This is a genomic window from Kitasatospora sp. NPDC098663 (genome assembly GCF_044760075.1).
In the GTDB taxonomy this organism is placed as follows: domain Bacteria; phylum Actinomycetota; class Actinomycetes; order Streptomycetales; family Streptomycetaceae; genus Kitasatospora.
The window spans coordinates 114,789-140,959 of the sequence record NZ_JBIWAP010000003.1; the positions used below are offsets into that span (position 1 = coordinate 114,789).

The window sequence follows — 26,171 nt, forward strand, 5'->3', positions numbered from 1 at the left end:
GGGGCGGCCGGCCGTTCAGCGGTCGTAGTCGACCGTCACCCGGTCGGTGACCGGGCGGGCCTGGCAGGTGAGGACGTAGCCGGCGGCCAGTTCCTTCTCCTCCAGCGCGAAGTTGCGGCGCATCTCGACCTCGCCCTCGGTGACCAGCGCGCGGCAGGTGCCGCAGACCCCGCCCTTGCAGGCGAACGGCAGGTCGGGGCGGGAGCGCTGGGCGCCGTCCAGGATCGAGCGGTCGCACGGCAGGGAGAGTGTGCTGCCGCGCCCGTCCAGGACGACGGTGACCTCGCTGTGCGGGCCGTCGGCCGCTCCCGCCGCGCCGTCCCGGTCCTCCGGTCGCTCGGACACCGGCTCGTCCTCGGCGTGGAACAGCTCCTGGTGCACGCGCTCGCCCGGCACGCCCAGCCCGGCGAGCAGTTCCTTCGCCCCGGCGACCATCCCGAACGGGCCGCACAGCCACCAGTGCCCGACGCTCCCGACATCCACCAGCGCCGCCAGCAGCGCCCGCACCCGCTCCGGGTCCAGCCGCCCGCTGAGCAGTTCGGCGTCACGGGTCTCCCGGGACAGGACGTGGACCAGTTGGAAGCGGCCGAGGTAGCGGTCCTTCAGGTCGGCCAGCTCGTCCGCGAACATCACGGTGTCGCTGCGCCGGTTGCCGTACAGCAGGGTGACGGTGGAGCTGCGGTCGGCGGCCAGGACGGACGCGGCGATCGACAGCATCGGGGTGATGCCGGAACCGGCCGCGAGCAGCACGTGCTCGGCCGGAACGCCGAGGTCGGGGGTGAACAGGCCCGACGGCGTCAGCACCTCCACCTCCTCGCCCGGCCCCGCGTCCCGCACCAGCCACCGGGAGAACAGCCCGCCGGGCACCTCCCGGACGGCGATCCGCAGCGGCCCGCCGGCGGGGGCACAGATCGAGTACGAGCGGCGCTCGTCGACGCCGTCCACCACCTTGCGCAGCGTCAGGGTCTGCCCCGGCCGGAAGGCGAAGTCCGCCGCGAGCCCGTCCGGCACCGCGAAGGCCACCGCCACGGCGTCGTCGCAGAGCCGCTCGACCCGCTCGATCCGCAGCCGGTGGAAGGTCGGGCGACGGGCCGGGCCCAGCGTGGACACCGCGGCCTCAGCGGGGGTGTCGGCGTGCGCGGCAACGGAAGCATCGGCCTGGGGCGCGGTGGGCTGGGAGACGGCAGGCTGAGACGCGTCGGCCTGGGACGCGGCGGGCGAGGCGGCGGGCATTCAGATCTCCTTGACGCGTTCGAACGGCTCCCGGCAGGCGCGGCAGCGCCAGAGCGCCTTGCACGCGGTGGAACCGAAGCGGGACAGCTCCTCCGTGTCCGCGCCGCCGCAGCGTGGGCAGGGCACGGGAGCGACTGCGGAAGCGAAAGCGGCAGCGGAGGTGCCCGCCGGAGCGACGGTGGAAGCGGCGGTGGGAGCAGCGGTGCGGGTGGGACCGAGCGCGAGCGCGACCGGGCCGGCCACGCCGGCGGCGGAGGTCGGACGCGGCGGGGCGATTCCCGCCTCGGCGAGTTTGCGGCGGCCCTCGGTGGTGATCAGATCGGTCGACCACGGCGGATCCAGCCGCAACCGGACCCGGACGTCCCGGTACCCGGCCGCGCGCAGCCGGCGATCCACGTCGGCGGCCATCTCGGCCACGGCGGGGCAGCCCGAGTAGGTCGGGGTCAGCCAGGCGGTCACCGCGCCGTCGTCCACCGCCACCTCGGCCAGCACGCCCAGGTCGGCCAGGGTCAGCATGGGCAGCTCCGGGTCCGGCACGGCCGCCGCGACCTCCCAGGCCGTCCCGCGCTCCGTCAGCGCCGCGCTCACCACGTCGCCCCCGGGTGCGCGCGGGCCAGCACCTGGAATTCGGCGAGCAGCGGACCGAGCGCCTCGGTGTGCACACCGTCCCGGCCGGCCCGGCCGAGCACGGTGGCCAGCGGCTGCACGTCCGGTACGGTCAGCCCGGCCTCGGCGAGGACGGCGCCGAGCGAGCGCAGCACCGGTTCGCGCAGCGCCGCCGGATCGGCGCCCGTCCGCAGCTCCACCGGGTGGGCCGTGAACAGTTCCTCCAGCAGCGGCCAGAGCGCGTCCAGCCCGGCCTGCATCCGCGCCGAGGAGTACGGCGTGCCGTCGCCGAGCCGAAGCGTCCAGGCGGTGGCGTACTCGCGGTGGTACGCCAACTCCTTCACGCCCCGGGCGGCGACCGCCGCCAGCACCGGGTCCGGGTGCGCACTCAGCGCCTCGTACAGGGCGCAGCGCGCGGTGGCGAACAGCAGCAGCCGGGCGATCGAGTGGGCGAAGTCGCCGTTCGGGACCTCGACCAGCCGGACGTTGCGGAACTCGTGGTCCTCCCGCCAGTACGCCAGGTCGTCCTCGGTGCGGCCGGAGCCGTCCGCCTGGCCGGCCCGGGTGAGCAGCAGCCGGGCCTGGCCGAGCAGGTCGAGGCCCAGGTTGGCGAGCGCGACCTCCTCCTCCAGCTCGGGCGCCCGGGTGCACCATTCGATCAGGCGCTGGGAGAGGATCAGGGCGTCGTCGCCGAGCATCAGGCAGTAGGCGGCGAGGTCCGCGCCGTCCATACCGGCGGGCACGGCGGTGTCGACGCCGAGCAGCGGGTCGGCGAAGCCCGTCCCGTACGCCCAGCGGCCCTCGCCCTCGGGGCCGGGCGTGGCTTCGGCGAGGCCGAGGTAGACGTGGTCGTCGGCGTCGACGTCGGCGCCGGCCTGCGTGCTGTGGTCCTGCATGGCGGGTCCCCCGTCAGATGTGCGGGACATCCTCGGGGATGTCGTAGAAGGTCGGGTGGCGGTAGACCTTGTCCCCGCTGGGCTCGAAGAACGGGTCGCGCTCGTCCGGGGTGGAGGCGGTGATCGCGTCCGAGCGGACCACCCAGAGGCTGACGCCCTCGTTGCGGCGGGTGTAGAGGTCGCGGGCGGCGAGCAGGGCCATCCGGTCGTCGGCCGCGTGCAGCGAACCGACGTGGACGTGGTTCAGCCCGCGTCGGGGGCGCACGAACACCTCGTACAGCGGCCAGCCGGCCTTGGACTCGGTCACTTTCCGTTCTCCTGTTCCGTGGGCTCGCCCGTACGCCCGGGCTGCCCGGGTTCGGCTGACTGCTCGGATCCGGTGGGCCGCCCGGGTTCGGCGCACTGTTCGGCGCGGCGCTTGGCCGCGTAGGCGACAGCCGCCTCACGGACCCAGGCACCGTCCTCGTGCGCCGTCCGGCGGCGTTCGACCCGCTGGGCGTTGCACGGGCCCTGGCCGTGGATGACCCTGGTCAGCTCGGACCAGTCCGGCTCGCCGAAGTCCCAGCCGCCGCGTTCCTCGTTCCGGCGCAGCTCGGGATCCGGGAGGGTGACGCCGAGGTGTTCGGCCTGCGGGACGGTCATGTCGACGAAGCGCTGGCGCAGCTCGTCGTTGGTGTGCCGCTTGATCCGCCAGGCCATCGAGCGGGCGGTGTTCGGCGAGTCGGCGTCCGGGGGCCCGAACATCATCAGAGACGGCCACCACCAGCGGTCCACCGCGTCCTGGACCATCCGGCGCTGCGCCTCGGTGCCGCGCATCAGTGTCATCAGCAGCTCGTAGCCCTGACGCTGGTGGAACGACTCCTCCTTGCAGATCCGCACCATCGCGCGGGCGTACGGACCGTAGCTGCAGCGGCACAGCGGGACCTGGTTGCAGATCGCGGCGCCGTCGACCAGCCAGCCGATCACGCCGACGTCGGCGAAGGTGAGGGTCGGGTAGTTGAAGATGGAGGAGTACTTCTGCCGGCCGGAGATCAGCTTCTCGGTCAGCTCGGCGCGGTCGACACCCAGGGTCTCGGCGGCGGCGTAGAGGTAGAGGCCGTGGCCGGCCTCGTCCTGGGCCTTGGCGAGCAGGATCGCCTTGCGGCGCAGCGAGGGGGCGCGGGTGAGCCAGTTGCCCTCGGGCTGCATGCCGATGATCTCGGAGTGCGCGTGCTGGGCGATCTGGCGGACCAACGTGGCCCGGTAGGCGTCGGGCATCCAGTCCCTGGGCTCGATCCGCTGCTCGGCGGCGACGACCGCCTCGAACCGGTCCTCCTGCGCCTGCGCGGGGACCGCCTCGGCCACCTCTGCTGTCACCACGATCACCTCTCGTGTCCCGCGCCGGCGCCCACGACGCCAACCGACTGACCGTTCGGTCGGTACCATTCTGCGCGGCGAGGTGGAGGGATGGCAAGGGACGCGGGTGAGGGGCGGGGTTTCGGGCAGTGAGGGGCGGGAGTGGGCGGCGGCGGACGGTCGACAAACAGATAACAGCTAACAGATTTCATTATCTGTTAGCTGTTATCTGTCAGCAGTTACTTGTCATCCGTCTTCTGTTCTCTGTCACCCTGTGCTCTTGCGCTCTGCTCTCTGTTCTCCGACAGCCCCCGGCCGTCGGCGGCCCGCTCAACCCTCCGTGCGGTCGCGCAGCCTCGGCAGCGGTACGGCGAGGAGCGCGGCCAGCAGGGCGATCCGGGGTGCCAGCTGGTCGAGCCGGATGTGCTCGTGCCGGGCATGAGCACCGGCACCGACCGCGCCGAAGCCGTCCAGCGTCGGCAGCCCGCGCGAGCCCGGCAGGTTGGTGTCCCCCGCGCCACCCGCCGGACCGCCGTCCAACTGCTGCCCGAGCACCGCGGCGAGTGAACGAACGTGCCGCAGCAGCGGATTGCCGGTGCGCTCAGGCCACGCCGGACGGCTGGACAGCACCTCGGTCCGGACCCTGGCCCCCGGGCGCAGCGCGGTGAGCCGAGCCAGGTTGTCGAGCGTACGGCGCTGCGCCTCGACGGTGGAGAACCGCAGGCCGAGCTCGGCCTCGGCCCGGCCCGCGACCACGTTGGCCCGCGAACCGCCGCTGATCCGACCGGCGTTGAGCTCCGTCCCCGGCTGCCCCGCGAGGCCGCGGACGACGACGAGCTGATCGACGAGTTCGTCGACCGCCGACACCCCGTCGTGGGCGTCGTTGCCCGCGTGGGCCTCACGCCCGGTGACGGTGAGCCGGACCCGGGTGCTGCCGCGCCGGGCTGTCTTCAACCGGCCGTCGGGGTGCGGAGGTTCGAGCCCTATGACTGCGGCCGCGCCGCGCAACTGGCGCTCGACCAGGCGCCGTCCGTCCGGACTGCCGACCTCCTCGTCGGAGACGACGACCAGTCGGACGGCGCGGTGCGGCCGCTGCCCGAGGTCGGCGAGCAGGGCGAACGCGCCTTCCAGGATGGCAAGTCCGCCCTTCATGTCGACGACGCCGGGGCCGCTGAGCAGACCGTCCTGCTCGGTGACCGGCCAGTCGGCGAGGGTGCCGACCGGCCAGACGGTGTCGTGGTGGCCGACGATCAACAGGTGCGGCAGGGTCTCGTCCTGCCCCTCCCACTCCAGGACCAGGTGGTCGCCGGCCGGCCCGGGCTCGCGCCGCGCGGTGGCACCGGTGGCTCTGAACCCGGCGCTCAACTCCTCGGCGAGAGCGTCGAGTCGGGGCACGTCTCCGCTGGGCGACTCGATCCGGGCCAGGTCCGTGCACCGGCGCCGGACGGCCCCGGCCAGCGTACGGGCGCGGGTACTGAGGGCCTGCGGCAGACCGGGGAGTGCGGCGGTCGCGGCAGCGGCGGCCGAGGCCGTGACAGTGGCCGTGGCCGTGGCATGAGCGGTAGTGGTAGCGGTAGCGGTGAGGGCCTCGCCGTCAGCAGCGGCCGGGAGGGCGACGGGGGCGCGATCCGAGGCAGGGGCGGGCGCGGGGGCGGAGTCGCCGTCGGGGGCGGCGGCACTCGGCGCGGCGGGCGACCCGACGATCTGGGGACTCAACGTTCGCCTCCGCGGCCGCTGCCGGTATTCAGCGGCCGGACCGGCCGACCACCCCAACCCGGCTGCCAGGCCCGGCCAGACCGTGCCGATCGACCGGGATGGTGCCCGGCCCTTCGGAACGGACCGTCTGGCCCAAGTGCGGTGGAACGGCTGGGCGGCGTGCTTGGCATTGCGTCCTCCTCGCTCGATCCGGTGGCCCCGGTCCGCCCGGGGCCCCGTGGACGGCGGCTTCCTGACGGCGGGCGCAACGGGCCGGACCGCCGCAGGGAAGCCGAGATGTGAGCCTAGAAGAACCGTTCGGCTTCCTGCGAGGTGGCCCTGCTCCCAGCGTGCCGGGACCGGGCCCTCAGCCTCGGACACCCGTCGGAGAACAGCGGCGGGCGCGCGGCGCGCGGGCCTGGATCGGCGCGCGGGCGCGGTCGCCGGATCGCGCCCATCTCCACCATGGACCCGCCGCCCGGGTTCGGCAGCGCAAACCGCCAAGGCGCGGGATTTCCACGCCGGATGGGTGACAACGGCTCAGCGCGCGGTACGAACCGGGAGCACGCGACCGGCTCAGGGGGAGCCCGGTCCGACGCCCCGGGAACACTCGCGTGAACACCGGACGACACGACGCCCCACCCACCACCGTGCGCACCACCGGGCGTCGGGCATCGGCAGGACCAGCGACCACGCGAGCCACGACGGCACGCCCCGCACCGCCCCGCACCGCAGCGTCCCACAGCGCCCGGCGCCGGCTCAGGCGCCGTCTCCGACCAGCCCGGCATCGCGCGCGAGCAACGCGGCCTGGACCCGGTTGCCGACGCCCAGCCCGGTCAGGATCCGGCTGACGTGCGCCTTCACAGTGCTCTCGCGCATCCCGAGGACGCCCGCGATCTCCGCGTTGGAGAGCCCGTCGGCGAGTTCGCGCAGCACGTCGGTCTCGCGCGGGGTCAGCCCGGCGACCCGGTTGCGGGCGGCGACCGACCGGGGCGCACCGGTGCGGTGGTAGCGGTCGATCAGTCGCCTCGCAGCCGCCGGGTGCAGCATCCCCTGGCCGCCGGCGACGACGTGGACGGCCCGGGCGATCTCGGCGGGCGGGGTGTCCTTGAGCAGGAAGCCGTCGGCCCCGGCGGCGAGCGCCTGGTACACGTACTCGTCGAGGTCGAAGGTGGTGAGCGCGATCACCCGCGGGGCCTCGGGCAGTTCGCGCAGGCGCCTGGTGGCGGCGATGCCGTCGAGCCGGGGCATCCGGATGTCCATGAGCGCCACGTCGATCCGCCGGCTGCGGGCCAGTTCGACGGCCTGCAGCCCGTCGATGGCCTCGGCGACCACGGTGAGGGCCGGGTCCTGGGCCAGCAGGTCGACGAGGCCGAGCCGCACCAGCGCGTCGTCGTCGACCACCATCGTGCGGATCATGAGGCGTCCTTCGGCTGCGGGGTCGGGGAGGGGGCAAGGGTCGGGGAAGGCCCGGATCCGAGGCCGTGTCCCGGTCCTGGAGCCGGTCCTGGCACGGACCCTGACACGGTCTGCGGCGGGCGCTCCGGTGCGGGCAGGCGGGCTGCGAGCCGGAAGCCGCCACCGCCGTCCGGTCCCGCGTCGAGGTGGCCGCCGAGCGCGTCGACCCGTTCGGTGAGCCCCACCAGACCGTACCCGCCGCCGGTGCCCGGCCCGTTCGGCGACGCCTCCCCCGGGCCGTTGCGGACCTCGACGGTGGTGGCCGGGGCGCCGTAGCGGACCCGGACGGTGACGGGCGCGGCGTGCGCGTACTTGCGGGCGTTGGTCAGCGCCTCCTGGACCAGGCGGTGCACGGCCAGTCGGTGGGTGGTGGGGACGGTCTCCGGGTCGCCGGAGAGGGCCAGTTCGACCTGCTGCCCGGCCGACGTGGCCTCGCCGACGAGTTCGGTGAGGTCGCGCAACGCGGGCGCCGGGACGGGCGCCGGAGCAGGCACCGGGACGCACACCGCCCGGGACGCTGCGGCCGGCACCTCCTCGGCGGCCGGTGCTGTCGGCGGGTCGGCCCGCAGGGCGCCGAGGACGTCGCGCAGGTCGTCGAGCGAGTGGGCGGCGGTGGTGCGCAGCAGTTCGAGGCGGTGGGTGAGCCGGTCCGGGTCGGCGGCGACGGTGCCGGCGAGGGCCTGGTCGCGCAGCACCCCGGCGTGCAGCACCAGCAGGCTGAGCCGGTGGGCGAGCACGTCGTGCATCTCCCGGGCGATCCGGGCCCGTTCGGCGGCCCGGGCCCGTTCGGCGCGCAACTCGCGCTCCCGGCGCAGCGTGTCCACCTGCTCGTGCAGGGTGCGGATCAGCACCCGGCGGCCGTGCAGCCACAGGCCGAAGGACAAGGCCGCCGCCTGGACGAGGAGTTGGGATCCGGTGGTGCCCGCCCAGCCGACCAGCGAGTCGGCTCGGGTCGCGCTCACCCCCGCGATGAGGGCGCCGCCGGCCGCCGCAGGGCCGGTCCGGCCGAGGGAGGCGAGGTAGTAGACGCTGAACAGCCCGGGAAAGGCGCGGTTGAACAGGCCGCCGGTGAGCACCGGCAGGACGGCGGAGGCCATCGGGTAGCGGCGGGCGAACAGCAGGGAGAGCGGGGCGAGGGAAGCCACGACGGTCCGGGGCAGCCGCGACGGCTCGTCGGCGTGGACCCACTGGGAGAGGCCCTCCTCGGCGGTCAGCGCGAGGATGCCGAGCAGTAGCAGGGTTTCGCCCCACAGCCGGCGGCCCGGGCCGTACCAGCCCAACAGGCCCGCGCGCATCGGGCCGCTCCCGTCCTCTCGCATCGGGCTCCCTCCGTGCTCGCTCCGTCCGCCCGTCGTCCGTCGCCTGTCCGTCCGTCCGGCTCGATGCTACGGGCGGGCGGCGGGCGGGTGCCCCCTTCTCCCGGGTACCCGCACCCTCGACTTTCGTCGGGGGTGCGGGTCGCTCGTCGGCCGATTCGGGGTGCGGCGGGGCTGCCTAGCGTCGACGGCATGACCATCGAACAGCTCAGCCCGCGCCCCGACTTCTCCGCCCCGCAGCGCAGTTCGCGGTCCGCCGGGGACCACCTGCTGTTCCTCGCCGAGGCCCTGCGCACCTTCCACGACACCGGAGCGCTGGCCCCGAGCGGCGAGGACCTGGTGAACGCCCTGGTGGTTCCGGCCACCAGCCGCCCGAATCGGCCGATCTCGGTGCTGGAAGTCGGCGCCGGGACGGGCGTGGTGACCCGCCGGCTGGCCCAAGTACTGCTCCCGGGCGACCGGCTGCACGTCGTCGAGGCGAACCCGCGCTTCGCCGACCGGCTGCGCGAGGACCCGGTGCTGGCCGCACGACGCCCGGGCGTCGCCCTGCGGCTGTCGGCCTGCCGGGTGGAGGAACTGACCCAGGACCAGAAGGACGAGCGGTACGACGTGATCGTGTCGGGCCTGCCCTTCACCAACTTCGAGCCGGCCCAGGTGCGCCACCTCCTCGACCTCTACCTGCGGCTGCTGCTGCCCGGGGGCGAGCTGACGTACTTCGGCTACCTCGGTACGACGACGGCCCGCACCCTGTCCTCGGGGCCCCGGCAGAGCGCCCGCCACCGGGCAGTGGTGCGACTGCTGCGGCAGTTCGAGGCGGTGTACGGGCTGGGCCGGCGCACGGTGTGGCGCAACCTGCCGCCGGCCCGCGCCTACCTGCTGCGATCGCCGGGCGGGCGGGAGGACTGGGGTCCGGCCTCGCCGCCAGGGCTCCCGGCAGGCGAGGCCGCAGCCGACGAGGCGCTCGCGCACGAGGAGCGCAGCCGAGCGGCCGATCGAGTCGGCGGGTGACAGATAACAGGTGACAGCTTTCAGATAACAGATAACAGACGACAGCAAACAGATTTTGAAATCTGTTCGCTGTCGTGCCATAGTGGACTCCGGGTCACCCCACCCATCGCCGCACCCACCCCTGGAGTCCCCGTGGCCACGACCTCCCGCCCCACACAGCGCACCCTCGGCACCTCCGGACCAGTCACCTCCGCCCTCGGCCTCGGCTGCATGGGCATGTCCGACCTGTACGGCCCGGCCGACGAGGCCGAGAGCATCGCCACCATCCACGCCGCGATCGACGCCGGGGTCACCCTGCTCGACACCGGCGACTTCTACGGCATGGGCCACAACGAGCTGCTGATCCACGAGGCCCTGCGCGGCCGCGCCCGCGAGAACGTGCAGATCAGCGTGAAGTTCGGCGCCCAGCGCGGCCCGGACGGCCAGTGGCTCGGCTACAACGCGAGCCCCGCCGCCACCAAGACCGCCCTCGCCTACACACTGCGCCGCCTTCGCACCGACCACATCGACGTCTACCGCCCCGCCCGCCTGGACCCGAACGTCCCGGTCGAGGAGACCGTCGGCGCCATCGCGGACCTGGTGAAGGCCGGCTACGTCCGCCACATCGGCCTGTCGGAGGTCGGCGCCGACACCCTGCGCCGCGCCGCCGCCGTCCACCCGATCAGCGACCTGCAGATCGAGTACTCGCTGATCTCCCGCTCGATCGAGGACACCATCCTCCCCACCGCCCGCGAGCTCGGCATCGGCGTCACCGCCTACGGCGTGCTCTCGCGCGGCCTGCTCAGCGGCCACTGGGACCAGGGTCGCGCCCTGGCCGGCACCGACTTCCGCGGCCACAGCCCGCGCTTCCAGGGCGACAACCTGGCCCACAACCTCGCGCTCGTCGAGGCGCTTCGCGCGGTGGCCTCCGCGAAGGAGGCGAGCGTCGCCCAGGTCGCCATCGCCTGGGTCGCCTCGCGCGGGGAGGACGTCGTTCCGCTGGTCGGCGCCCGCCGCCGCGACCGCCTCACCGAGGCGCTGGGCGCGCTGGACGTCACGCTCACCGCGGCCGACCTCGCGGCCATCGAGGCGGCCGTCCCCGCCGGCTCCGCAGCGGGCGACCGCTACGCTGCCGCCCAGATGGCACACCTGGACAGCGAGCACTGACCCACCGGAACCGGCCCGACGGCCGGGGACGGCAGCACCACCCTCGACCGCACGACCCTAAGGACGGACCTCCCCGTGACCACGGACACCACACTCACCGCCGAGCAGATCCTGATCGCGGCGGAGGACGTCCTCCGGCGGTTCGGCCCGGCCAAGGCCACCGTCGTGGACGTCGCCCGGATCCTCGGCGTCAGCCACAGCAGCGTCTACCGCCACTTCCCGAGCAAGGCCGCGCTGCGCGAGGCGGTCACCCAGCGCTGGCTCGACCAGGCGCACCACCAGCTCGCCTTCATCTCGACCGAGGCCGGCTCGGCCGTCGAGCGGCTGCACCGCTGGCTGGTGACGCTGTTCGCGGCCAAGCGGAAGAAGGCGCTGGACGACCCGGAGCTGTTCGCCACCTACATGGTGCTGGTCGAGGAGAACAGCGGCATCGTCGAGGCACACATCGACACCCTGGTCACCCAGATCGCCCAGATCGTCCAGGACGGCATGGAGAGCAAGGAGTTCAAGCTCGCCCACATCCTCTCCACCGCCCGCGCCGTCTTCGACGCCACCGGCCCCTTCCACGACCCGGCGTACGCGTCCTCGTGGTCCGAGCCGACCATCGAGGACCGTTTCGAGGCCCTCTGGAAGCTCATCCTCGGCGGCCTGCTCGCCAAGTGACACACCCCAGGCGCCCCTGACCCGGACATCGACGACCGGGCCCGCCGGCACCGGAGCGAAACCCGGTCGCCCGCGGGCCCGGTCGTCGATGTTTCGGTGCAGCTCGGTTCCCGGCGCTCGGGCTAGCGTCGGGAACTGCCGAACACCAGCCGGTAGATGATCAGCAGCACCAGGGCCCCGCCGATCGCCGACACCCAGGTCGCCATGTCGAAGAAGTGCGCCGTCACCGACCTGTGCAGGAAGTGCGAGGCGATCCAACCGCCGACGAAGGAACCGGCGATACCGATCAGGGTGGTCACGATCAGGCCGCCCGGGTCCTTCCCCGGCAGCAGCAGCTTGGCCAGTGCCCCCGCCAGCAGGCCTAGCACGATCCACGCGACGATGCTCATCTGTCCCTCCCGTCCACGGCGCGACGGCCCCGTTCCGCCGCTCTGCCAGGAAGGACGCCGCCTGCCGCCGCCCGGTTCCGGCGCAGTGGGAGCACCGGCCCGAACCGGCCACCCCGGACCGGGCCGCTCCGGGCCGCTCCGGGCGCGGCGCCCTTCCGGCGGGGTGCCCGCGCCGGGATACCGCGGCCATGCGCATCCTGATCGCCACCGCCGGATCCCGGGGCGACGTGGCCCCGTTCACCGGGCTCGGCGCCCGCCTCCAGGCGGCCGGCCATCAGGTGGCCGTCGCAACCCGCGCCACCTTCGCCTCCTCGGTGCGGACCGCAGGGCGAAATCTGTCATCTGTTACCTGTCACTTGTCAGCCGCCCGCCCGCCCGGACACCCGGGAGGGCCCAGCACGAGGTACAGCACCGAGGCCGACCCGAAGCCCACCGCCCAGCCGTAGTCGGCCAGCGGTTTGAACAGGGGCAGCAGCCCGTCCGCCGGGAACGGCCCGCCGTACGAGCCGCCGACCGCCAGGACGCCCCCGACCAGCAGCGCCGTCACCGCCCGCCAGTTCCACCCGCCCGCGTACCAGTACGCCCCGCCCGGCCGGTACAGCTCGGCGAGTTGCAGCCGGGTGCCGCGCAGCACCCAGTAGTCGGCGATCAGGACCCCGGCCACCGTCCCGAGCAGCCCGCCGACCACCCCCAGCCAGGTGAAGATGTACACGTGCGGGTCGGAGATCAGCCGCCACGGGAAGATCGCGATCCCGACGACGCCCGTGATCAGCGCCCCGGTACGGAAGTCGACCAGCCGGGGCAGCAGGTTGGCGAGGTCGTAGGCCGGCGAGACGACGTTGGCGGCGATGTTCACCGACAGCGTCGCGATCAGGACGGTCAGCAGCGCGAACAGGATGCCGACCGGGTTCTCCATCTTCGCGGCGAGTTCGATCGGGTCCCACACCGGTGCGCCGTAGACGGCCTGCGAGCCGGAGGTGACGAGGACGGACAGCAGCGCGAAGAGCGTCATCGTGGTCGGCAGGCCGAGCGCCTGCCCGCGGATCTGGGCGCGCTGGCTGCCGCCGAAGCGGGTGAAGTCGGGGATATTGAGCGACAGGGTCGACCAGAACCCGATCATGCCCATCAGTGCCGGGAAGAAGACCTTCCAGAACCCGCCGCCCCAGCCCAGTCGGGACGGCTGGTCGAGCAGCGGACCGAACCCGCCCGCCTTCACGGTGATCCATGCCAGCAGCGCCAGCGCGCCGACGATCACGAACGGTGCGGCCCAGTTCTCGAACCGCCGGAGGGTCTCCATCCCGCGGGCGATGATGGCCATCTCGATCAGCCAGAACAGCAGGAACGACACCCACTGCGTCCATGGGTAGCCGCCGAACTCCGCTGCCGTGCGCCAGGATTCGCCCAGCAGCTTGCCGGCCAGCAGGAAGATCCCCTCGCCGCCGATCCAACTCTGGATGCCGAACCAGGCGCAGGCCACCGCCGCCCGGATGAGCGCGGGCAGGTTGGCGCCGCGCAGTCCGAACGCGGCCCGGGCGAACACCGGGAACGGGATGCCGTACTTCGTCCCCGCGTGCCCGGTGAGCAGCATCGGCACGAGCACCACGAGGTTGGCGAGCGCGATGGTCAGTACGGCCTGCTTCCAGTCCATGCCGAGCGCGACGAGCCCCGAGGCGAGCGTCCAGGACGGGATGTTGTGGGCCATGCCGACCCAGAGCGCCAGGAAATTGTAGGTGGTCCAGGTGCGCCGTGCCACCGGGACCGGCCGCAGGTCGTCGTTGGTGAAGCCGTTGGACGGCAACTCTCCTGCGGCCGGGTCGAGTTCGGCCCGGCCGTCGGAGTGCTGCCGGTGCCCGCCGCCGCTGGTCGCGGTGTCGGCCATGGGCAACTCCCCTCCGCGCGAGTGGCGTTACGTCCGGGGTTGGTGGGACAGGTGCGGGATGACGTCGGACCCGTAGGCGTCGATGGTGGCCTCGACGGCGTCGTGCATGGCGTAGACGGCGAACTGGTCGACACCGAGGGAGCGGAGGTGTTCCAGGCGGGCGAGTTGGGCCTGCGGCGGGCCGATGAGGCAGAAACGGTCGACGATCTCGTCCGGCACGAAGGCGGTGTCGGGGTTCCCGGCCCGCCCGTGGTGGCTGTAGTCGTACCCCTGGCGGCCCTTGATGTAGTCGGTGAGGGCCTCCGGGACGAGGTCGGAGTGCGCGCCGTAGTGGCTGACCAGGTCGGCCACGTGGTTGCCGACCATCCCGCCGAACCAGCGGCACTGCTCCCGGGCGTGGGCGAGCGCGGCGGGCGAGTCGTCGGCGGTCACGTAGGCGGGGGCGGCGACGCAGATGGTGACGGCGTCCGGATCCCGGTCGGCCTCGGCCGCGGCGGACCGCACCGCCTTGACCATGTACTCGGTGAGGTACGGGTCGGCCAGCTGGAGGATGAACCCGTCGGCCTGGCGACCGGTCAACGCGAGCGCCTTCGGCCCGTACGCGCCCATCCAGATGGGGAGTTGAGCCCCGGGGCCGACCCACGGCAGGTGCATCTCGGTGCCGTCCACCTCGACCGTCCGCCCCTCGGCCAGCTCCTTGATCGCGTGCATGGCCTGGGAGAGCCGGGCGAGGGTGGCGGGGTGGCGTCCGGCGACCCGCATGGCGGAGTCGCCGCGGCCGATGCCGCAGACGGTGCGGTTGCCGTACATGTCGTTGAGCGTGGCGAACAGGGAGGCGGTGACCTCCCAGGTCCGGGTCGAGGGGTTGGTGACCATCGGTCCGACGGTCAACCGCCGTGTCTCGGCGAGGATCCGGCTGTAGATGACGAACGGCTCCTGCCACAGGACGCAGGAGTCGAAGGTCCAGCCGTGGCTGAACCCGGCCTGTTCGGCGCGGATCATCCGGTCGATGAGCAGGCGGGCGGGCGGGTCGGTCTGCAGGACGAGGCCGATGTCCATGGGTGGCTCCGGGGAGGGTGGTTCCGCCGCCCGGGCGGTCGTGCGCACAGGCCCGGGCGGCGGCACGGGAGAGTGGTCAGGTCAGGTACTGGCAGGTGTCGCGGCGCAGGAACGTGCCGTGGCCGGCCCGGCCGAGCCAGGTTTCGCCGTCCAGCACGACGGTGCCGCGGGAGAGCACGGTGCGGGCGCGGCCGGTGAGTCGGCGGCCCTCGTACGCCGAGTAGTCCACGTTCATGTGGTGCGTGGCGGCGGAGACGGTCTGCACGGCGGTGGGGTCGTAGACGACGAGGTCGGCGTCGGCGCCGGGCGCGATGGTGCCCTTGCGCGGGTGCAGCCCGAACATCCGGGCGGGCGTGGTGCAGGCGATCTCGACCCAGCGCCGACGGGTGATGTGCCCGTCCACGACGGCCTGGTGGAGCAGGTCCATCCGGTTCTCCACGCCAGGCAGGCCGTTGGGGATCTTCGAGAAGTCGCCGCGGCCGAGTTCCTTCTGCCCGGTGAAGCAGAACGGGCAGTGGTCGGTGGAGACCACCTGGAGGTCGTTGGCGCGCAGCCCGCGCCACAGCGCCTCCTGGTGCTCGCGCGGCCGAAGCGGCGTGCTGCACACGTACTTGGCGCCCTCGAAGCCGTCGGTGCCGGTCTCGGCGAGGTTGTCGGTGGAGAGGAACAGGTACTGCGGGCAGGTCTCGCCGAAGACGTTGAGCCCGGCGTCGCGGGCCTGGACGAGCTCGGCGAGGGCGGCGGCCGCGGAGACGTGGACGACGTAGAGCGGGCTGCCGGCGACCTGGGCGAGCTTGATGGCCCGGTGGGTGGCCTCGGCCTCCAGGAGTTCGCGGCGGACCTCGCCGTGGTAGCGGGGTGCGGTGTGCCCGGCGGCGAGGGCCTGTTCGACCAGGACGTCGATGGCGATGCCGTTCTCGGCGTGCATCATGATCAGCCCGCCGTTGGCCGCGCCGCGCTGCATGGCGCGCAGGATGCGGCCGTCGTCGCTGTAGAAGACGCCGGGGTAGGCCATGAAGAGCTTGAAGGAGGTGGATTCGCCGGAGTCGACGAGGGCGTCCATCTCCTTGAGGACGCCCTCGTCGACGTCGGAGACGATGGTGTGGAAGGCGTAGTCGACGGCGCAGTTGCCGTCGGCCTTGGCGTGCCAGGTGTCCAGGCCCTGACGCAGCGAGCCGCCGACGGACTGCACGGCGAAGTCCACGATGGTGGTGGTGCCGCCCCAGGCGGCGGCCCGGGTGCCGGTCTCGAAGGTGTCCGAGGCCGAGGTGCCACCGAAGGGCAGTTCCATGTGGGTGTGGGCGTCGACACCGCCCGGGATGACGTAGTGGCCGGTGGCGTCGATGACGGTGTCGGCGCTCCAGGCCTCGGCGGCGGAGCTGCCGGTGGTGGCGAGGGCGGCGATGCGTTCGCCCTCGATGAGGACGTCGGCGTGGAGTTCGTCGGCGGCGGTGATGACGAGGCCGCCGCGGACGATGGTGCGCTGGTGCGGGTCGCGGGTGGTCATCGCGCTGCTCCTCAGGCCTCGGCGAGCGGTCCGTAGGCGTCGGGGCGGCGGTCTCGGTAGAACGCCCACTGCTGGCGGACCTGTTCGATCAGGTCGAGGTCGAGGTCGCGGACGACGAGCTCCTCCTCCTTGTCGGAGGCGACGTCGCCGACGAACTGGCCGCGCGGGTCGACGAAGTAGGAGGTGCCGTAGAAGTCGTTGTCGCCGTACTCCTCGGTGCCGACGCGGTTGATGGCGGCGACGAAGTACTCGTTGGCGACGGCCGCGGCGGGCTGTTCCAGCTGCCAGAGGTAGCCGGAGAGGCCTCGGCTGGTGGCGGAGGGGTTGTAGACGATCTGCGCTCCGGCCAGGCCCAGGGCGCGCCAGCCCTCGGGGAAGTGGCGGTCGTAGCAGATGTAGACGCCGACCTTGCCGACGGCGGTGTCGAAGACGGGCCAGCCGAGGTTGCCGGGCTTGAAGTAGTACTTCTCCCAGAAGCCCTTGACCTGCGGGATGTGGTGCTTGCGGTACTTGCCGAGGTAGCTGCCGTCGGCGTCGATGACGGCGGCGGTGTTGTAGTAGACCCCGGCCTGTTCCTCCTCGTAGACCGGGACGACGATCACCAGGCCGAGTTCACGGGCGAGGTCCTGCATCCGGCGGACGGTGGGACCGTCGGGGACGGCTTCGGCCCAGCGGTAGTGCTCGGCTTCCTGGACCTGACAGAAGTACGGGGCGTTGAAGACCTCCTGGAAACCGATGATCTTCGCGCCCTGGGCGGCGGCCTCACGGGCGTACCGCTCGTGAAGGGCGATCATGCTCTCCTGGTCGCCGGTCCAGCGGGTCTGGACGAGCGCGGCACGGACGATCTGCGACATGGATACCTCCGCAACTCCGCTGCCCGGCCATGGGGTCGGGCCTGCGGTCTGAGGGTTGACGGGGCGGGCGGGTCTCGTCTGCGGACCGCCGGGGATCCGCAGGGGTCTACGTGCGTAGAAAGCGGTCTGTAGACCGTAGGCCGGGCCTCGGTGGCCTGACAATACGTTGGCGGTAACGCATCTGGGGCGATCTCGTGACGCGGACACGCGGAGGGTCCTGGATGGGATGAAACGATCATTTACCCCGCGAGTGGGGTCCTTACGCCTGTGCGTGCCGTTCGGCGGTTGCGGTCCGGAACGGCTCGACGACCGGTCGGCCGGTCAGCCGGTCGGCCCGGGGTGGAGCAGCGCGGCGCGGCCGGCGGCGGTCGGCCCCATCCGGCTTGACTTCGTCCGGTTGGCTCGGGAAGGATCCGGCGCATGGACACCGGCACCACTCTGGTCTGCCGCCTGCACGTCGATCTGCGACGCCAGGCGAGTTCCATCTGTGCCTGTTGACCTTGGCTCTCCCCGCCGCCCCCGCCCTGTGACGTCCGCCAGGGCCCGCGCCGCACACCCGCACCCAGAGTTCTGATCCCCGCCCCGCCCGGCGCACCCGCGCGTGCCGTGCCGCTCCGTCGGCCCGTGCCCTCGCCCGCCGCCGGACCAGGGCGCACCCCGCCGACGTTCCCGCTGCACCCGAGGACGCCCCCATGAGCCTGAACCTCGCCCCCGACGAACCCGCTGCCGCCCGAGCCCCGACCCCGGCACGGGCACCGGCACCGGCACCGGCACCGGCACGAACAGCCAGAGCCACGGCCACCGCCACCGCCACCGAGGAGACCCGCGCGCCGCTCACCCCGAGCGCCCTGCGCACCGTCGTCCGCGAACTGGCCGAACAGCCCGACCAGTGGATCCACCTCGTCCGACTCTCCACCGAGGAGCGCTGGTACCAGCGGCTGGTGGCCGACGACGACCACGAGGTGTGGCTGATCAGCTGGCTGCCCGGCCAGTCCACCGGCTTCCACGACCACGGCGGCTCGCGCGGCGCGTTCACCGTCGCCCTCGGCGAGCTGGAGGAGCTGTCCCTCGGCGGGCCGGAGCAGGGCCTGCTGATCCGCCGGGTCCCGGCCGGCACCGCCCGCGCCTTCGGCCCCGAGTACGTGCACGACGTCCGCAACACCGCGTCCGGCCCGGCCGTGACCCTGCACGCCTACTCGCCCCCGCTGGGCTCGATGGCGCACTACGACCTGCGGGCCGGCGGGCTCGTCCGCACCTCGGAGGAAGGACCGGAGCAATGGTGACCACGATCGACGACCTGGTGGAGCGGGCCCGCGAGGGCGTCCACCGTCCGCGCGCCCGGGAGGCGTACCAGTCGCAGCTGGACGGCGCGCTGCTGGTGGACATCCGTCCGGCGGCGCAGCGGGCGGCGGAGGGGGAGATCCCCGGCTCGCTGATCATCGAGCGCAACGTCCTGGAGTGGCGGCTGGACCCGACGGGCAGTCACCGGATCGCCGAGGCGTCGGGTTACGACGTCGAGGTGATCGTGGTCTGCTCGGAGGGGTACGCCTCCAGCCTGGCGGCGACCTCGCTGCGCGAGCTGGGGCTGCACCGGGCGACCGATCTGGACGGCGGCTTCGTCGGCTGGGCGGCCTCCGGGCTGCCGACACGCCGGGGCGGCGGAGAGCCTGGAGGGCTGGGGCGCTCGGGCGGCTGACGGGCTGATCGTCCGGGGCCCGAGCCCTCGACCCGCCGTCAGGCTGTCCGCGTCCCGCCCCTCTGACCTGCCGGAACGTCGGGCGTCCGGTCGGCCCCGGCCGTCCGGAGGCGGGGTCCGGGCCCCGTGCCGGGTGGTAAGTGAGAGACAGGAGATGATCCAGGTCATAGTCTGATCAGAGTTTCCGCCGGTCCGAAGCTGGGCAGCCACGCGGGCGGAAGAACGCCCGGGCGGTCGATCCGACAGACGCCGTCACGGCAGCGGCCGGTACGGCCCGCGCCGTCGCCGCTTGTCGACGAACCGCCATCAACCGCACGACCGAAACAGGCGCCGCCTCCCCGGGGCGCCCTGACGAGGAAACTCCCCGTGATCAGATTCGAGGGCGCCGGCAAGCGCCACCCCGACGGCACCATCGCCGTCGAGGGCCTGGACCTGGACGTCCCGACCGGTCGGATAACCGTCCTGGTCGGACCGTCCGGGTGTGGCAAGACCACCCTGCTGCGCATGGTCAACCGGATGGTCGAGCCGACCTCGGGCCGGGTGCTGCTGGACGACACGGACGTCGCCGAACTGGAGCCCGCCAAGCTGCGCCGTGGCATCGGCTACGTGATCCAGCAGGCCGGCCTGTTCCCGCACCGCAAGGTGATCGACAACGTCGCCACCGTGCCCTACCTGCTCGGCTGGGACCGCAAGAAGGCCCGCGCCCGGGCCGCCGAACTGCTCGAACTGGTCGGGCTCGCTCCCGAGACCGGCAAGCGGTACCCGTTCCAGCTGTCCGGCGGCCAGCAGCAGCGGGTGGGCGTGGCCCGCGCCCTCGCGGCCGACCCGCCGGTGCTGCTGATGGACGAGCCGTTCAGCGCCGTCGACCCGGTGGTGCGCGCCGGGCTCCAGGAGGAACTGCTGCGGCTCCAGTCCGAGCTGCACAAGACGGTGCTGTTCGTCACCCACGACATCGAGGAGGCCGTCCGGCTCGGCGACCAGGTGGTGGTCCTGCGCGAACACGGCCGGATCGCCCAGCTCGCCGACCCGCACACCCTGCTCACCACCCCCGCGGACGACGGCGTGGCCGCCTTCCTCGGCCGCGACCGGGGCCTGCGCGGCCTCGCCCTGCGCCCCGCGACCGCCGTCGCCGTCCGCCCGGTGGCAGACGGGCTGCGCTACGGCGGCTGGGAGCTGGCGCTGGACGACGAGCGCCGCCCGATCGGCTGGATCGACCGCGACGCCGCCACCGCCGAGCTGCACCCGGTCTCCGGCTACCGGCCGGACGCCGACACCCTGCGCACCGCGCTGGACGCCGCCGTCCTCTCCCCCGCCGGGGCCGCCGTCGCCCTGGACGCCGACGGCCGGGCCACCGGCACCGCGAGCCGCGAGGCCGTCCTGGCCGCGCTGTCCGCCCCGGTAGCCGACGCAGCAGGCACGGCGGCCGGCACGGCAGCAGGCACGGCAGCCGGCACGGCGGCCGGTGACCTCACGGACGGGGCGGCCGGTGGACGGTGAACCGATCGTCCGCTGGTACTGGATCGGCGACCATCTCGGCTACCTCGGCGACCTGCTCGCCGACCACGCCGTGATCGCCCTGGTCCCGGTGCTCATCGGCCTGCTGCTGGCCGTCCCGCTGGGTCTGGCCTGCACGCGCTTCCCCCGGCTGTACCAACCGCTGTCCGCCGTCTTCAACATCGTCTACGCGCTGCCCTCGCTGGCCGTGTTCGTGGTGCTCATCCCCTACACCGGCCTCGCCACCCAGGCCACCGTGATGATCCCGCTCACCTTCTACGCGCTCGCCGTGCTGCTGCCGACCACCGTGGACGGCCTGCGCGCCGTCCCGGACCCGGTCCGGCAGGCCGCCACCGCGATGGGGTACGGGCCGTGGCACCGGCTGACCTCCGTCGAGCTGCCCGCCGCCGTGCCGTACCTGATCGCCGGGCTGCGGGTCGCGGCGGTGTCCAGCATCTCGCTGGCCAGCGTCGGCGCGCTGATCGGGCGCGGTGGGCTCGGCTACCTGTTCATCGACGGCTTCCAGCGCACCTTCCCGACCCCGATCGTGGCCGGCATCGCGCTGATCGCCGTCCTCGCGCTGGCCGTCGACCTGCTGCTGGTGGGCGCCCGCCGGGTGCTCGCGCCCTGGGCCGTCCGGGAGAAGGGAGCCGGTTCGTGAACTGGCTGAACTGGCTGGGCGACTTCTTCTCCGCCCCCGACCACCGCAGCGGCCCGGACTCGATCGTGCACCGGATCACCGAGCACCTGGTGCTCTCCGGCGAGGCCCTGCTGTTCGCGGCGCTGCTCGCCGTGCCGCTCGGACTGCTGATCGGTTACAGCGGGCGCGGCGTCACGCTCGTGACGGCCTTCGCCGGTGCCACCCGCGCCCTGCCGACGCTCGGCCTGGTGACGCTGGCGGTGCTGCTCGGCGGGGTCGGGGACACGGCCGTGCTGATCCCGCTGGTCGCGCTCGCCGCGCCGCCGCTGCTGGTGGCCGCCGTCGAGGGGGTGCGCGGCACCGACCCGGACGTCCGGGACGCGGCGCGCGGCATCGGGCTGACCCACCCGCAGGTGCTGTGGCAGGTCTGCCTGCCGTCCGGGGCGCCGACCCTGCTGGCGGGCTTCCGCACCGCGACCGTCCAGGTGATCGCGACCGCCACCGTGGCCGCGTACGTCGGTCTGGGCGGCCTCGGCCGCTACGTCATCGACGGACTGGCCACCCGCAAGTACGCCGTCACCGTCGGCGGCGCGCTGCTGGTGGTGCTGCTCGCGGTCGGCGCCCAGCTGTTCTTCGCCCTGCTCGCCCGGTACGCGCTCCCGCCCGGAATGCGCGCCCAGCGCCGGGCCCGCTGAACCTCGTTCCCCATCCTCTCCGGAAGGACATCTGTCACCATGTCGACAAACCACGGAAGCAGGCGCGCCGTCGTCCTCGGCACGCTCGCCGCGCTCGCCCTCGGCGCCACCGCCTGCGGCTCCTCCGGCGGCGGCGACCCGCTCGGCGGCGGCTCCGCGGCGGGCTCCCCCGCCGCCTCGGGCGCCGGCGCCGGCTCGACGGTGGTCGTCGGCTCGGCGAACTTCCCGGAGAACGTGCTGCTCGGCTCGATCTACTCGCAGGCCCTCAAGGCCAAGGGCGTCAAGGTCGAGGAGAAGTTCAACATCGGCAGCCGCGAGGTGCTCTACGGGCAGCTCCAGAGCGGCAGCCTGAGCGTCCTGCCCGAGTACAACGGCTCGCTGCTCGCCTACCTGGACGCCAAGTCCACCGCCGCCACCACCGAGGAGGTGAACGCGGCGCTGGCCAAGACGCTGCCCGCCGCGCTGGGGATCCTCGACTCCTCCCCCGCCGAGGACAAGGACTCGCTCAGCGTCACCCAGGAGAACGCCGACAAGTACGGCCTCAAGAGCATCGCCGACCTGGCCGCCAAGGCGGGCGAGTTCACGATAGGCGGTCCGCCGGAGTTCAAGTCCCGCCGCGAGCAGCAGCTCAAGGACGTCTACGGGCTGAACTTCAAGGAGTGGAAGCCCACCGGCGACGCCACCGCGAACGCGCTCAAGGACGGCACCATCCAGGTCGGCAACGTGTTCACCACCGACCCGAAGATCGTCCAGCTGAAGCTCGTCCCGCTGACCGACCCGAAGAACCTCTTCGGCGCGCAGAACGTCACCCCGCTGGTCAACAAGGCGAGTGTGAACCCCACCGCGACGGCGGCCCTCAACGCGGTGTCGGCCAAGCTCGACACGGCGGGGCTGACGGCGCTGATGAAGCGTGTCGCGATCGACAAGGACGACCCGTCGGCGGTGGCCAAGGACTGGCTGAAGGCCAACGGCCTCGGCTGACCACGCCTCGGCGGGCGCCTTGCGCGCCTTGTGCGCCTAACGCGCCTTACGGACGCGGCGAGTCGGCGGCCCGGGAGGTCCCACCTCCCGGGCCGTCCGCGCTCGCGGGAGGATCTTCCCTTCAGCGCCGCGGACATGACAGTGTGACGCCATGCGCACTCGTCTCCTCGCCGCCACCCTCACGGCATTCGCCGCGGTGAGCCTCGCTGCCTGCTCCAGCTCCGGACCGGGCCCCCACCCGGCCACCGCCGCGGCCGGCTCCCCCACCACCCCGGCCGCCGCCTCGGTCCCCGCCCCCGGCACCGCCACGACGCCGCCGACGCCCGAGTCGCCCTCGGCCTCCGCGCCCGACCCGGCCGCCTCCCCCTCCGCGCCCGCGGCCCCCTCGACGCCCGCGCCCGACAACCCCTCGGCCCCCGCCCCGGACTCCGGCTCCCCCGGGGCCCCCGCCCCGGCCAAGCCCACGCCCCCCGGCGACGCCGGCCTGCCCGGAAAGCCGGGCACCGACCTGACCGGCAAGCTGGTCGCCGCGCTGGACGCGATCGACCCGGCAATCGTCGGCGGCAAGCCGGACCAGGCCGTGGACCGGGCCCGCAACCAGTGCCAGGCGCTGTTCCAGTTCCCCAAGGACAAGTCGAAGCTGGTCGAGCTGGCCAACCAGCGCTTCACCTCGCCCGACCACCCGCAGGGCTTCGGACCGGACACCGCCGCGAAGATCAACGACGCGCTGCGGACCACCCTCTGCCCGCCGCCGGCGTGATCCGGAGCGGCCACCCGAACCGCCCGGTGTCCTGAGCGCCGGGCCGCCGTGGCCGCGCGCCCGCCGACGGGCGCGCGGCCACGGCACCTTCGCTCTTCGGCGGCGCCGTCCTTCGACGCATCCGCCCTTCGACGCATCCGCCCTTCGGCGCATCCACCGTTCGGTATGCCCACCCTTCGACGCGTCCGCCCTTCGGTAGCGCGGCCACCCCGCCCCACCGGCCACCTCCGCCGCACCGCCCACCTCCACAGTCCCGGCCGCACCGCGCACACCCGGCCGGTCGGACGGCCCTTCGGGCACGGGGGCGGTGTGTTGACGAACTGTTAGGTCTCTTGACAGACCAGTGGTCTAGTCCAACCATAAGCATGTCGATCCGACCGGGATGCACTGTGGGGGTGTGACCACCGGCGGCTGAGGCACTGCCCTGCCCTGTCCCGCACCACCCCCGCTCCGTACGGCGTGCGCACACGCGTACCCGCCACCCGCCTCCACGCGAGTCGGTGGACTTCCGCGCGCCCACACATCCGGACACCCAGCAGTCCCGCACGTCAGCACACCCACACGTCCGCACGTCCGGGCCCGCGCAGCCGACCCCACACGGCCGTCGCGCCCCGATCATGCGCGTATCCCCAACGTCCTGCCCCACCACGTATGTTGGAGAATCCATGCGTCTACGCAGAACCATCCAGGCGGCCCTGACGGCCTGCGCCACACTGGCCGCCTCGGCCGGCCTGGTCGCCGCCGGGACGGGCTCCGCCCAGGCCGCGACCCCGCTCCCCAGCAGGGTCTTCGCTCCCTACTTCGAGTCCTGGACCGGGCAGAGCCCCGCCGCCCTGGCTGCCCAGTCCGGGGCCAAGTACCTGACGATGGCGTTCCTCCAGGCCGCCACCAAGGGCTCCTGCACCCCGTACTGGAACGGCGACACCTCGAAGCCGGTCTCCTCCTCGACCTTCGGCGCCGACATCGCCACCATCCGGGCCAACGGCGGAGACGTGATCCCCTCCTTCGGCGGCTACACCGCCGACAACACCGGCACCGAACTGGCCGACAGCTGCACCGACGTCAACCAGATCGCGGCAGCCTTCGAGAACCTCGTCACCACCTACGACGTCAGCCGGATCGACCTCGACATCGAGGACAACTCGCTGACCAACACGGCCGGAATCGACCGCCGCAACAAGGCGATCAAGATCGTGCAGGACTGGGCCGCCGCCAACGGGCGCAACGTCCAGTTCTCCTACACGCTGCCAACCACCACCAGCGGGCTGGCCTCCAGCGGCCTCGCCGTGCTGAAGAACGCGGTCAGCAACAACGCCCGGATCGACGTCGTCAACATGATGACCTTCGACTACTACGACGGCGCCACCCACGACATGGCGGCCGACACCCAGACCTCCGCGCAGGGCCTCTACAACCAGCTCGCCAAGCTCTACCCGTCCAAGACCCCCGCCCAGCTGTGGGGTTCGATCGGGATCACCGAGATGCCCGGCATCGACGACTACGGCGCGGCCGAGACCTTCACCGTGGCCAACGCCACCACCGTCTACAACTGGGCGGTGTCGAAGGGCATCAACACGCTGTCCTTCTGGGCGCTCCAGCGCGACAACGGCGGCTGCCCGGGCAAGGCGGGGGACGACTCCTGCTCCGGCATCAGCCAGAACACCTGGGACTTCACCCACATCTTCGCGCCGTTCACCAGCGGCTCGACGGTGACCAACGACTTCTCCGTGGCCGTCAACCCCAACTCCGCCACGGTCACCGCCGGTTCGTCCACCTCGGCGGCCATCGCCACGGCGGTGACGGCGGGCTCGGCACAGAGCCTCAACCTGTCGGTCAGCGGCGCCCCGGCCGGCGTCACCGCCACCGTCACCCCCGGCAGCGTCACCACCGGCACCGGCGCCACCCTCAACGTCACCACCACCGCGGCGGCGGCACCCGGGAGTTACCCGCTGACGGTCACCGGCAGCGCGGCCTCCGGCAGTCACACCGGCGTCTTCACCCTGAACGTCACGGGCACCCAGCCCGGCAACGACTTCTCGGTCGCGGTGAACCCGAACTCCGGTACGGTGGCCGCCGGTTCGTCCACGTCGGCGGCCATCGCCACGGCGGTCACGGCGGGCTCGGCACAGAGCCTCAACCTGTCGGTCAGCGGCGCCCCGGCCGGCGTCACCGCCACCGTCACCCCCGGCAGCGTCACCACCGGCACCGGCGCCACCCTCAACATCGCCACCACCGCGGCCGCCACGGCGGGCAGCTACCCGCTCACCGTGACCGCCACCGGGCCGTCCGGCACCCACACCGCCACGTACGCACTGACCGTCACCGGGACGACCCCGCCGCCGACCGGCCTGGTCAACGGCGACCTGGAGACCGGCAGCCTCGCCCCGTGGACCTGCCAGAGCGGCGGCGCCGTGGTCTCCACCCCGGTCCACTCCGGGTCCTACGCGCTCCAGGCGGCGGCCACCGCCGGCCAGACCGGCGAGTGCTCGCAGACCGTCACGCTGAAGGCCAACACCAGCTACACGCTGAGTGGCTGGGTGCAGGGCAACTACGCGTACCTCGGCGTCAGCGGTGGCGCCACCGCCAGCTCCTGGACCCCCAACGCCTCCGGCTGGACCAAGCTGACCGTCCCCTTCACCACCGGCGCCTCCGGCACCGTCACCGTGTACCTGCACGGCTGGTACGGCCAGGGCAACGTCTTCGGCGACGACTTCTCGATCGCCTGAGCCGCGCGCGACGCCTGACGGCTGACGGCTGACAGGGAACGAATAACAGATAACAGCTGACAGATTTCATCATCTGTCAGCTGTTATCTGTTTGCTGTTCGTTGTCAGCCGTCAGCTGCTCGTCGCCGGCCGGCG

Annotated in this window: 26 protein-coding genes; 13 read left to right on the top strand and 13 right to left on the bottom strand. The window is 73.0% G+C overall.

The window, feature by feature from the left end; genetic code table 11:
* Positions 1-15: 15 nt before the first annotated feature.
* From paaE to ACIQVZ_RS04260, 8 genes are all read right to left on the bottom strand, one after another.
* Positions 16-1,233 carry a 1,2-phenylacetyl-CoA epoxidase subunit PaaE gene (gene paaE / locus ACIQVZ_RS04225; RefSeq protein WP_402447073.1) on the bottom strand — a complete coding sequence of 406 codons (1,218 nt, stop codon included), beginning with the start codon at positions 1,231-1,233 and terminating at the stop codon, positions 16-18.
* Complete coding sequence (paaD, locus tag ACIQVZ_RS04230; protein ID WP_350875117.1) at positions 1,234-1,824, bottom strand: 1,2-phenylacetyl-CoA epoxidase subunit PaaD; 591 nt, start codon at positions 1,822-1,824, stop codon at positions 1,234-1,236. It abuts the gene before it with no gap.
* Entirely contained in the window at positions 1,818-2,735 is a 918-nt protein-coding gene (gene paaC, locus ACIQVZ_RS04235; RefSeq protein WP_402447076.1) for a 1,2-phenylacetyl-CoA epoxidase subunit PaaC, read from the bottom strand. The genes paaD and paaC overlap by 7 nt, the downstream gene beginning before the upstream one ends.
* 13 nt (positions 2,736-2,748) lie before the next feature.
* On the bottom strand, positions 2,749-3,042 hold the full coding sequence (gene paaB / locus ACIQVZ_RS04240; protein WP_030056311.1) for a 1,2-phenylacetyl-CoA epoxidase subunit PaaB: 294 nt from the start codon (positions 3,040-3,042) through the stop codon (positions 2,749-2,751).
* A complete protein-coding gene (paaA, locus tag ACIQVZ_RS04245) occupies positions 3,039-4,160 on the bottom strand; it encodes a 1,2-phenylacetyl-CoA epoxidase subunit PaaA (protein ID WP_402447079.1) in 1,122 nt (373 codons plus the stop codon). Before paaA ends, paaB begins: the two co-directional genes overlap by 4 nt.
* A 240-nt stretch (positions 4,161-4,400) precedes the next feature.
* Positions 4,401-5,786 (bottom strand): M20/M25/M40 family metallo-hydrolase, encoded by a 1,386-nt coding sequence (locus ACIQVZ_RS04250; protein WP_402447081.1) that lies wholly within the window; start codon positions 5,784-5,786, stop codon positions 4,401-4,403.
* A 738-nt stretch (positions 5,787-6,524) separates the two neighbouring features.
* Positions 6,525-7,184 carry a response regulator transcription factor gene (locus tag ACIQVZ_RS04255; RefSeq protein WP_350875108.1) on the bottom strand — a complete coding sequence of 220 codons (660 nt, stop codon included), beginning with the start codon at positions 7,182-7,184 and terminating at the stop codon, positions 6,525-6,527.
* On the bottom strand, positions 7,181-8,542 hold the full coding sequence (locus tag ACIQVZ_RS04260; protein WP_402447084.1) for a sensor histidine kinase: 1,362 nt from the start codon (positions 8,540-8,542) through the stop codon (positions 7,181-7,183). The genes ACIQVZ_RS04255 and ACIQVZ_RS04260 overlap by 4 nt, the downstream gene beginning before the upstream one ends.
* A gap of 189 nt (positions 8,543-8,731) precedes the next feature.
* Between ACIQVZ_RS04260 and ACIQVZ_RS04265 the strand changes: the two genes are divergently transcribed.
* The 3 genes from ACIQVZ_RS04265 to ACIQVZ_RS04275 all read left to right on the top strand — a co-directional run bounded on the left by ACIQVZ_RS04265 (position 8,732) and on the right by ACIQVZ_RS04275 (position 11,356).
* Positions 8,732-9,547 carry a class I SAM-dependent methyltransferase gene (locus ACIQVZ_RS04265; protein ID WP_402447087.1) on the top strand — a complete coding sequence of 272 codons (816 nt, stop codon included), beginning with the start codon at positions 8,732-8,734 and terminating at the stop codon, positions 9,545-9,547.
* A 132-nt stretch (positions 9,548-9,679) separates the two neighbouring features.
* The gene (locus tag ACIQVZ_RS04270; protein WP_402447090.1) at positions 9,680-10,693 is read left to right on the top strand and encodes an aldo/keto reductase; all 1,014 of its coding nucleotides are present in this window, start codon (positions 9,680-9,682) and stop codon (positions 10,691-10,693) included.
* Positions 10,694-10,768: 75 nt separating this feature from the next.
* Positions 10,769-11,356 (top strand): TetR family transcriptional regulator, encoded by a 588-nt coding sequence (locus ACIQVZ_RS04275; RefSeq protein ID WP_350875099.1) that lies wholly within the window; start codon positions 10,769-10,771, stop codon positions 11,354-11,356.
* A 122-nt stretch (positions 11,357-11,478) separates the two neighbouring features.
* Here ACIQVZ_RS04275 and ACIQVZ_RS04280 read toward each other — a convergent pair whose 3' ends face one another.
* Positions 11,479-11,745 carry a GlsB/YeaQ/YmgE family stress response membrane protein gene (locus ACIQVZ_RS04280; protein ID WP_350875097.1) on the bottom strand — a complete coding sequence of 89 codons (267 nt, stop codon included), beginning with the start codon at positions 11,743-11,745 and terminating at the stop codon, positions 11,479-11,481.
* 188 nt (positions 11,746-11,933) lie between these two features.
* Between ACIQVZ_RS04280 and ACIQVZ_RS04285 the strand changes: the two genes are divergently transcribed.
* Positions 11,934-12,191, top strand: coding sequence for a glycosyltransferase (locus ACIQVZ_RS04285; protein ID WP_402447094.1), 258 nt, complete (start codon positions 11,934-11,936; stop codon positions 12,189-12,191).
* Here the strand turns inward: ACIQVZ_RS04285 and ACIQVZ_RS04290 are convergent.
* The 4 genes from ACIQVZ_RS04290 to ACIQVZ_RS04305 all read right to left on the bottom strand — a co-directional run bounded on the left by ACIQVZ_RS04290 (position 12,098) and on the right by ACIQVZ_RS04305 (position 17,044).
* Positions 12,098-13,624, bottom strand: a complete 1,527-nt coding sequence (locus ACIQVZ_RS04290; protein WP_402447097.1) for an NCS1 family nucleobase:cation symporter-1 — start codon at positions 13,622-13,624, stop codon at positions 12,098-12,100. The two genes, ACIQVZ_RS04285 and ACIQVZ_RS04290, sit on opposite strands and share 94 nt — an antisense overlap.
* A gap of 27 nt (positions 13,625-13,651) precedes the next feature.
* Positions 13,652-14,683 carry a TIGR03842 family LLM class F420-dependent oxidoreductase gene (locus ACIQVZ_RS04295; RefSeq protein ID WP_350875093.1) on the bottom strand — a complete coding sequence of 344 codons (1,032 nt, stop codon included), beginning with the start codon at positions 14,681-14,683 and terminating at the stop codon, positions 13,652-13,654.
* Between the two features lie 76 nt (positions 14,684-14,759).
* Positions 14,760-16,190: a dihydropyrimidinase gene (gene hydA / locus ACIQVZ_RS04300; protein WP_402447099.1), complete on the bottom strand. Its 1,431-nt coding sequence runs from the start codon at positions 16,188-16,190 to the stop codon at positions 14,760-14,762.
* Positions 16,191-16,201: 11 nt separating this feature from the next.
* Positions 16,202-17,044: a nitrilase-related carbon-nitrogen hydrolase gene (locus ACIQVZ_RS04305; protein WP_402447102.1), complete on the bottom strand. Its 843-nt coding sequence runs from the start codon at positions 17,042-17,044 to the stop codon at positions 16,202-16,204.
* 420 nt (positions 17,045-17,464) lie between these two features.
* Between ACIQVZ_RS04305 and ACIQVZ_RS04310 the strand changes: the two genes are divergently transcribed.
* The 9 genes from ACIQVZ_RS04310 to ACIQVZ_RS04350 all read left to right on the top strand — a co-directional run bounded on the left by ACIQVZ_RS04310 (position 17,465) and on the right by ACIQVZ_RS04350 (position 26,036).
* Positions 17,465-17,542 (top strand): putative leader peptide, encoded by a 78-nt coding sequence (locus ACIQVZ_RS04310; protein ID WP_106981192.1) that lies wholly within the window; start codon positions 17,465-17,467, stop codon positions 17,540-17,542.
* A 194-nt stretch (positions 17,543-17,736) separates the two neighbouring features.
* Positions 17,737-18,327 (top strand): cysteine dioxygenase, encoded by a 591-nt coding sequence (locus ACIQVZ_RS04315; RefSeq protein WP_402447105.1) that lies wholly within the window; start codon positions 17,737-17,739, stop codon positions 18,325-18,327.
* The gene (locus ACIQVZ_RS04320) at positions 18,321-18,740 is read left to right on the top strand and encodes a rhodanese-like domain-containing protein (RefSeq protein ID WP_402447107.1); all 420 of its coding nucleotides are present in this window, start codon (positions 18,321-18,323) and stop codon (positions 18,738-18,740) included. Before ACIQVZ_RS04315 ends, ACIQVZ_RS04320 begins: the two co-directional genes overlap by 7 nt.
* A gap of 366 nt (positions 18,741-19,106) precedes the next feature.
* Positions 19,107-20,237: an ABC transporter ATP-binding protein gene (locus ACIQVZ_RS04325; RefSeq protein ID WP_402447110.1), complete on the top strand. Its 1,131-nt coding sequence runs from the start codon at positions 19,107-19,109 to the stop codon at positions 20,235-20,237.
* On the top strand, positions 20,227-20,895 hold the full coding sequence (locus ACIQVZ_RS04330) for an ABC transporter permease (RefSeq protein ID WP_402447113.1): 669 nt from the start codon (positions 20,227-20,229) through the stop codon (positions 20,893-20,895). The genes ACIQVZ_RS04325 and ACIQVZ_RS04330 overlap by 11 nt, the downstream gene beginning before the upstream one ends.
* Positions 20,892-21,569, top strand: a complete 678-nt coding sequence (locus ACIQVZ_RS04335) for an ABC transporter permease (RefSeq protein WP_350875081.1) — start codon at positions 20,892-20,894, stop codon at positions 21,567-21,569. Before ACIQVZ_RS04330 ends, ACIQVZ_RS04335 begins: the two co-directional genes overlap by 4 nt.
* A 39-nt stretch (positions 21,570-21,608) precedes the next feature.
* The gene (locus ACIQVZ_RS04340; RefSeq protein WP_350875079.1) at positions 21,609-22,550 is read left to right on the top strand and encodes an ABC transporter substrate-binding protein; all 942 of its coding nucleotides are present in this window, start codon (positions 21,609-21,611) and stop codon (positions 22,548-22,550) included.
* A gap of 151 nt (positions 22,551-22,701) precedes the next feature.
* Positions 22,702-23,310 carry a hypothetical protein gene (locus ACIQVZ_RS04345; protein ID WP_402447117.1) on the top strand — a complete coding sequence of 203 codons (609 nt, stop codon included), beginning with the start codon at positions 22,702-22,704 and terminating at the stop codon, positions 23,308-23,310.
* Between the two features lie 665 nt (positions 23,311-23,975).
* The gene (locus ACIQVZ_RS04350) at positions 23,976-26,036 is read left to right on the top strand and encodes a glycosyl hydrolase family 18 protein (RefSeq protein WP_402447120.1); all 2,061 of its coding nucleotides are present in this window, start codon (positions 23,976-23,978) and stop codon (positions 26,034-26,036) included.
* Positions 26,037-26,171: the final 135 nt, after the last annotated feature.

What these genes read in the sequence shown, in the direction of transcription:
- paaE (WP_402447073.1), bottom strand. Translation starts at nt 1,233, where the DNA reads ATGCCCGCCGCCTCGCCCGCCGCGTCCCAGGCCGACGCGTCTCAGCCT.
- paaC (WP_402447076.1), bottom strand. Translation starts at nt 2,735, where the DNA reads ATGCAGGACCACAGCACGCAGGCCGGCGCCGACGTCGACGCCGACGAC.
- paaA (WP_402447079.1), bottom strand. Translation starts at nt 4,160, where the DNA reads ATGGTACCGACCGAACGGTCAGTCGGTTGGCGTCGTGGGCGCCGGCGC.
- ACIQVZ_RS04255 (WP_350875108.1), bottom strand. Translation starts at nt 7,184, where the DNA reads ATGATCCGCACGATGGTGGTCGACGACGACGCGCTGGTGCGGCTCGGC.
- ACIQVZ_RS04260 (WP_402447084.1), bottom strand. Translation starts at nt 8,542, where the DNA reads ATGCGAGAGGACGGGAGCGGCCCGATGCGCGCGGGCCTGTTGGGCTGG.
- ACIQVZ_RS04265 (WP_402447087.1), top strand. Translation starts at nt 8,732, where the DNA reads ATGACCATCGAACAGCTCAGCCCGCGCCCCGACTTCTCCGCCCCGCAG.
- ACIQVZ_RS04280 (WP_350875097.1), bottom strand. Translation starts at nt 11,745, where the DNA reads ATGAGCATCGTCGCGTGGATCGTGCTAGGCCTGCTGGCGGGGGCACTG.
- ACIQVZ_RS04285 (WP_402447094.1), top strand. Translation starts at nt 11,934, where the DNA reads ATGCGCATCCTGATCGCCACCGCCGGATCCCGGGGCGACGTGGCCCCG.
- ACIQVZ_RS04290 (WP_402447097.1), bottom strand. Translation starts at nt 13,624, where the DNA reads ATGGCCGACACCGCGACCAGCGGCGGCGGGCACCGGCAGCACTCCGAC.
- ACIQVZ_RS04295 (WP_350875093.1), bottom strand. Translation starts at nt 14,683, where the DNA reads ATGGACATCGGCCTCGTCCTGCAGACCGACCCGCCCGCCCGCCTGCTC.
- hydA (WP_402447099.1), bottom strand. Translation starts at nt 16,190, where the DNA reads ATGACCACCCGCGACCCGCACCAGCGCACCATCGTCCGCGGCGGCCTC.
- ACIQVZ_RS04305 (WP_402447102.1), bottom strand. Translation starts at nt 17,044, where the DNA reads ATGTCGCAGATCGTCCGTGCCGCGCTCGTCCAGACCCGCTGGACCGGC.
- ACIQVZ_RS04310 (WP_106981192.1), top strand. Translation starts at nt 17,465, where the DNA reads ATGGACACCGGCACCACTCTGGTCTGCCGCCTGCACGTCGATCTGCGA.
- ACIQVZ_RS04315 (WP_402447105.1), top strand. Translation starts at nt 17,737, where the DNA reads ATGAGCCTGAACCTCGCCCCCGACGAACCCGCTGCCGCCCGAGCCCCG.
- ACIQVZ_RS04320 (WP_402447107.1), top strand. Translation starts at nt 18,321, where the DNA reads ATGGTGACCACGATCGACGACCTGGTGGAGCGGGCCCGCGAGGGCGTC.
- ACIQVZ_RS04340 (WP_350875079.1), top strand. Translation starts at nt 21,609, where the DNA reads ATGTCGACAAACCACGGAAGCAGGCGCGCCGTCGTCCTCGGCACGCTC.
- ACIQVZ_RS04345 (WP_402447117.1), top strand. Translation starts at nt 22,702, where the DNA reads ATGCGCACTCGTCTCCTCGCCGCCACCCTCACGGCATTCGCCGCGGTG.
- ACIQVZ_RS04350 (WP_402447120.1), top strand. Translation starts at nt 23,976, where the DNA reads ATGCGTCTACGCAGAACCATCCAGGCGGCCCTGACGGCCTGCGCCACA.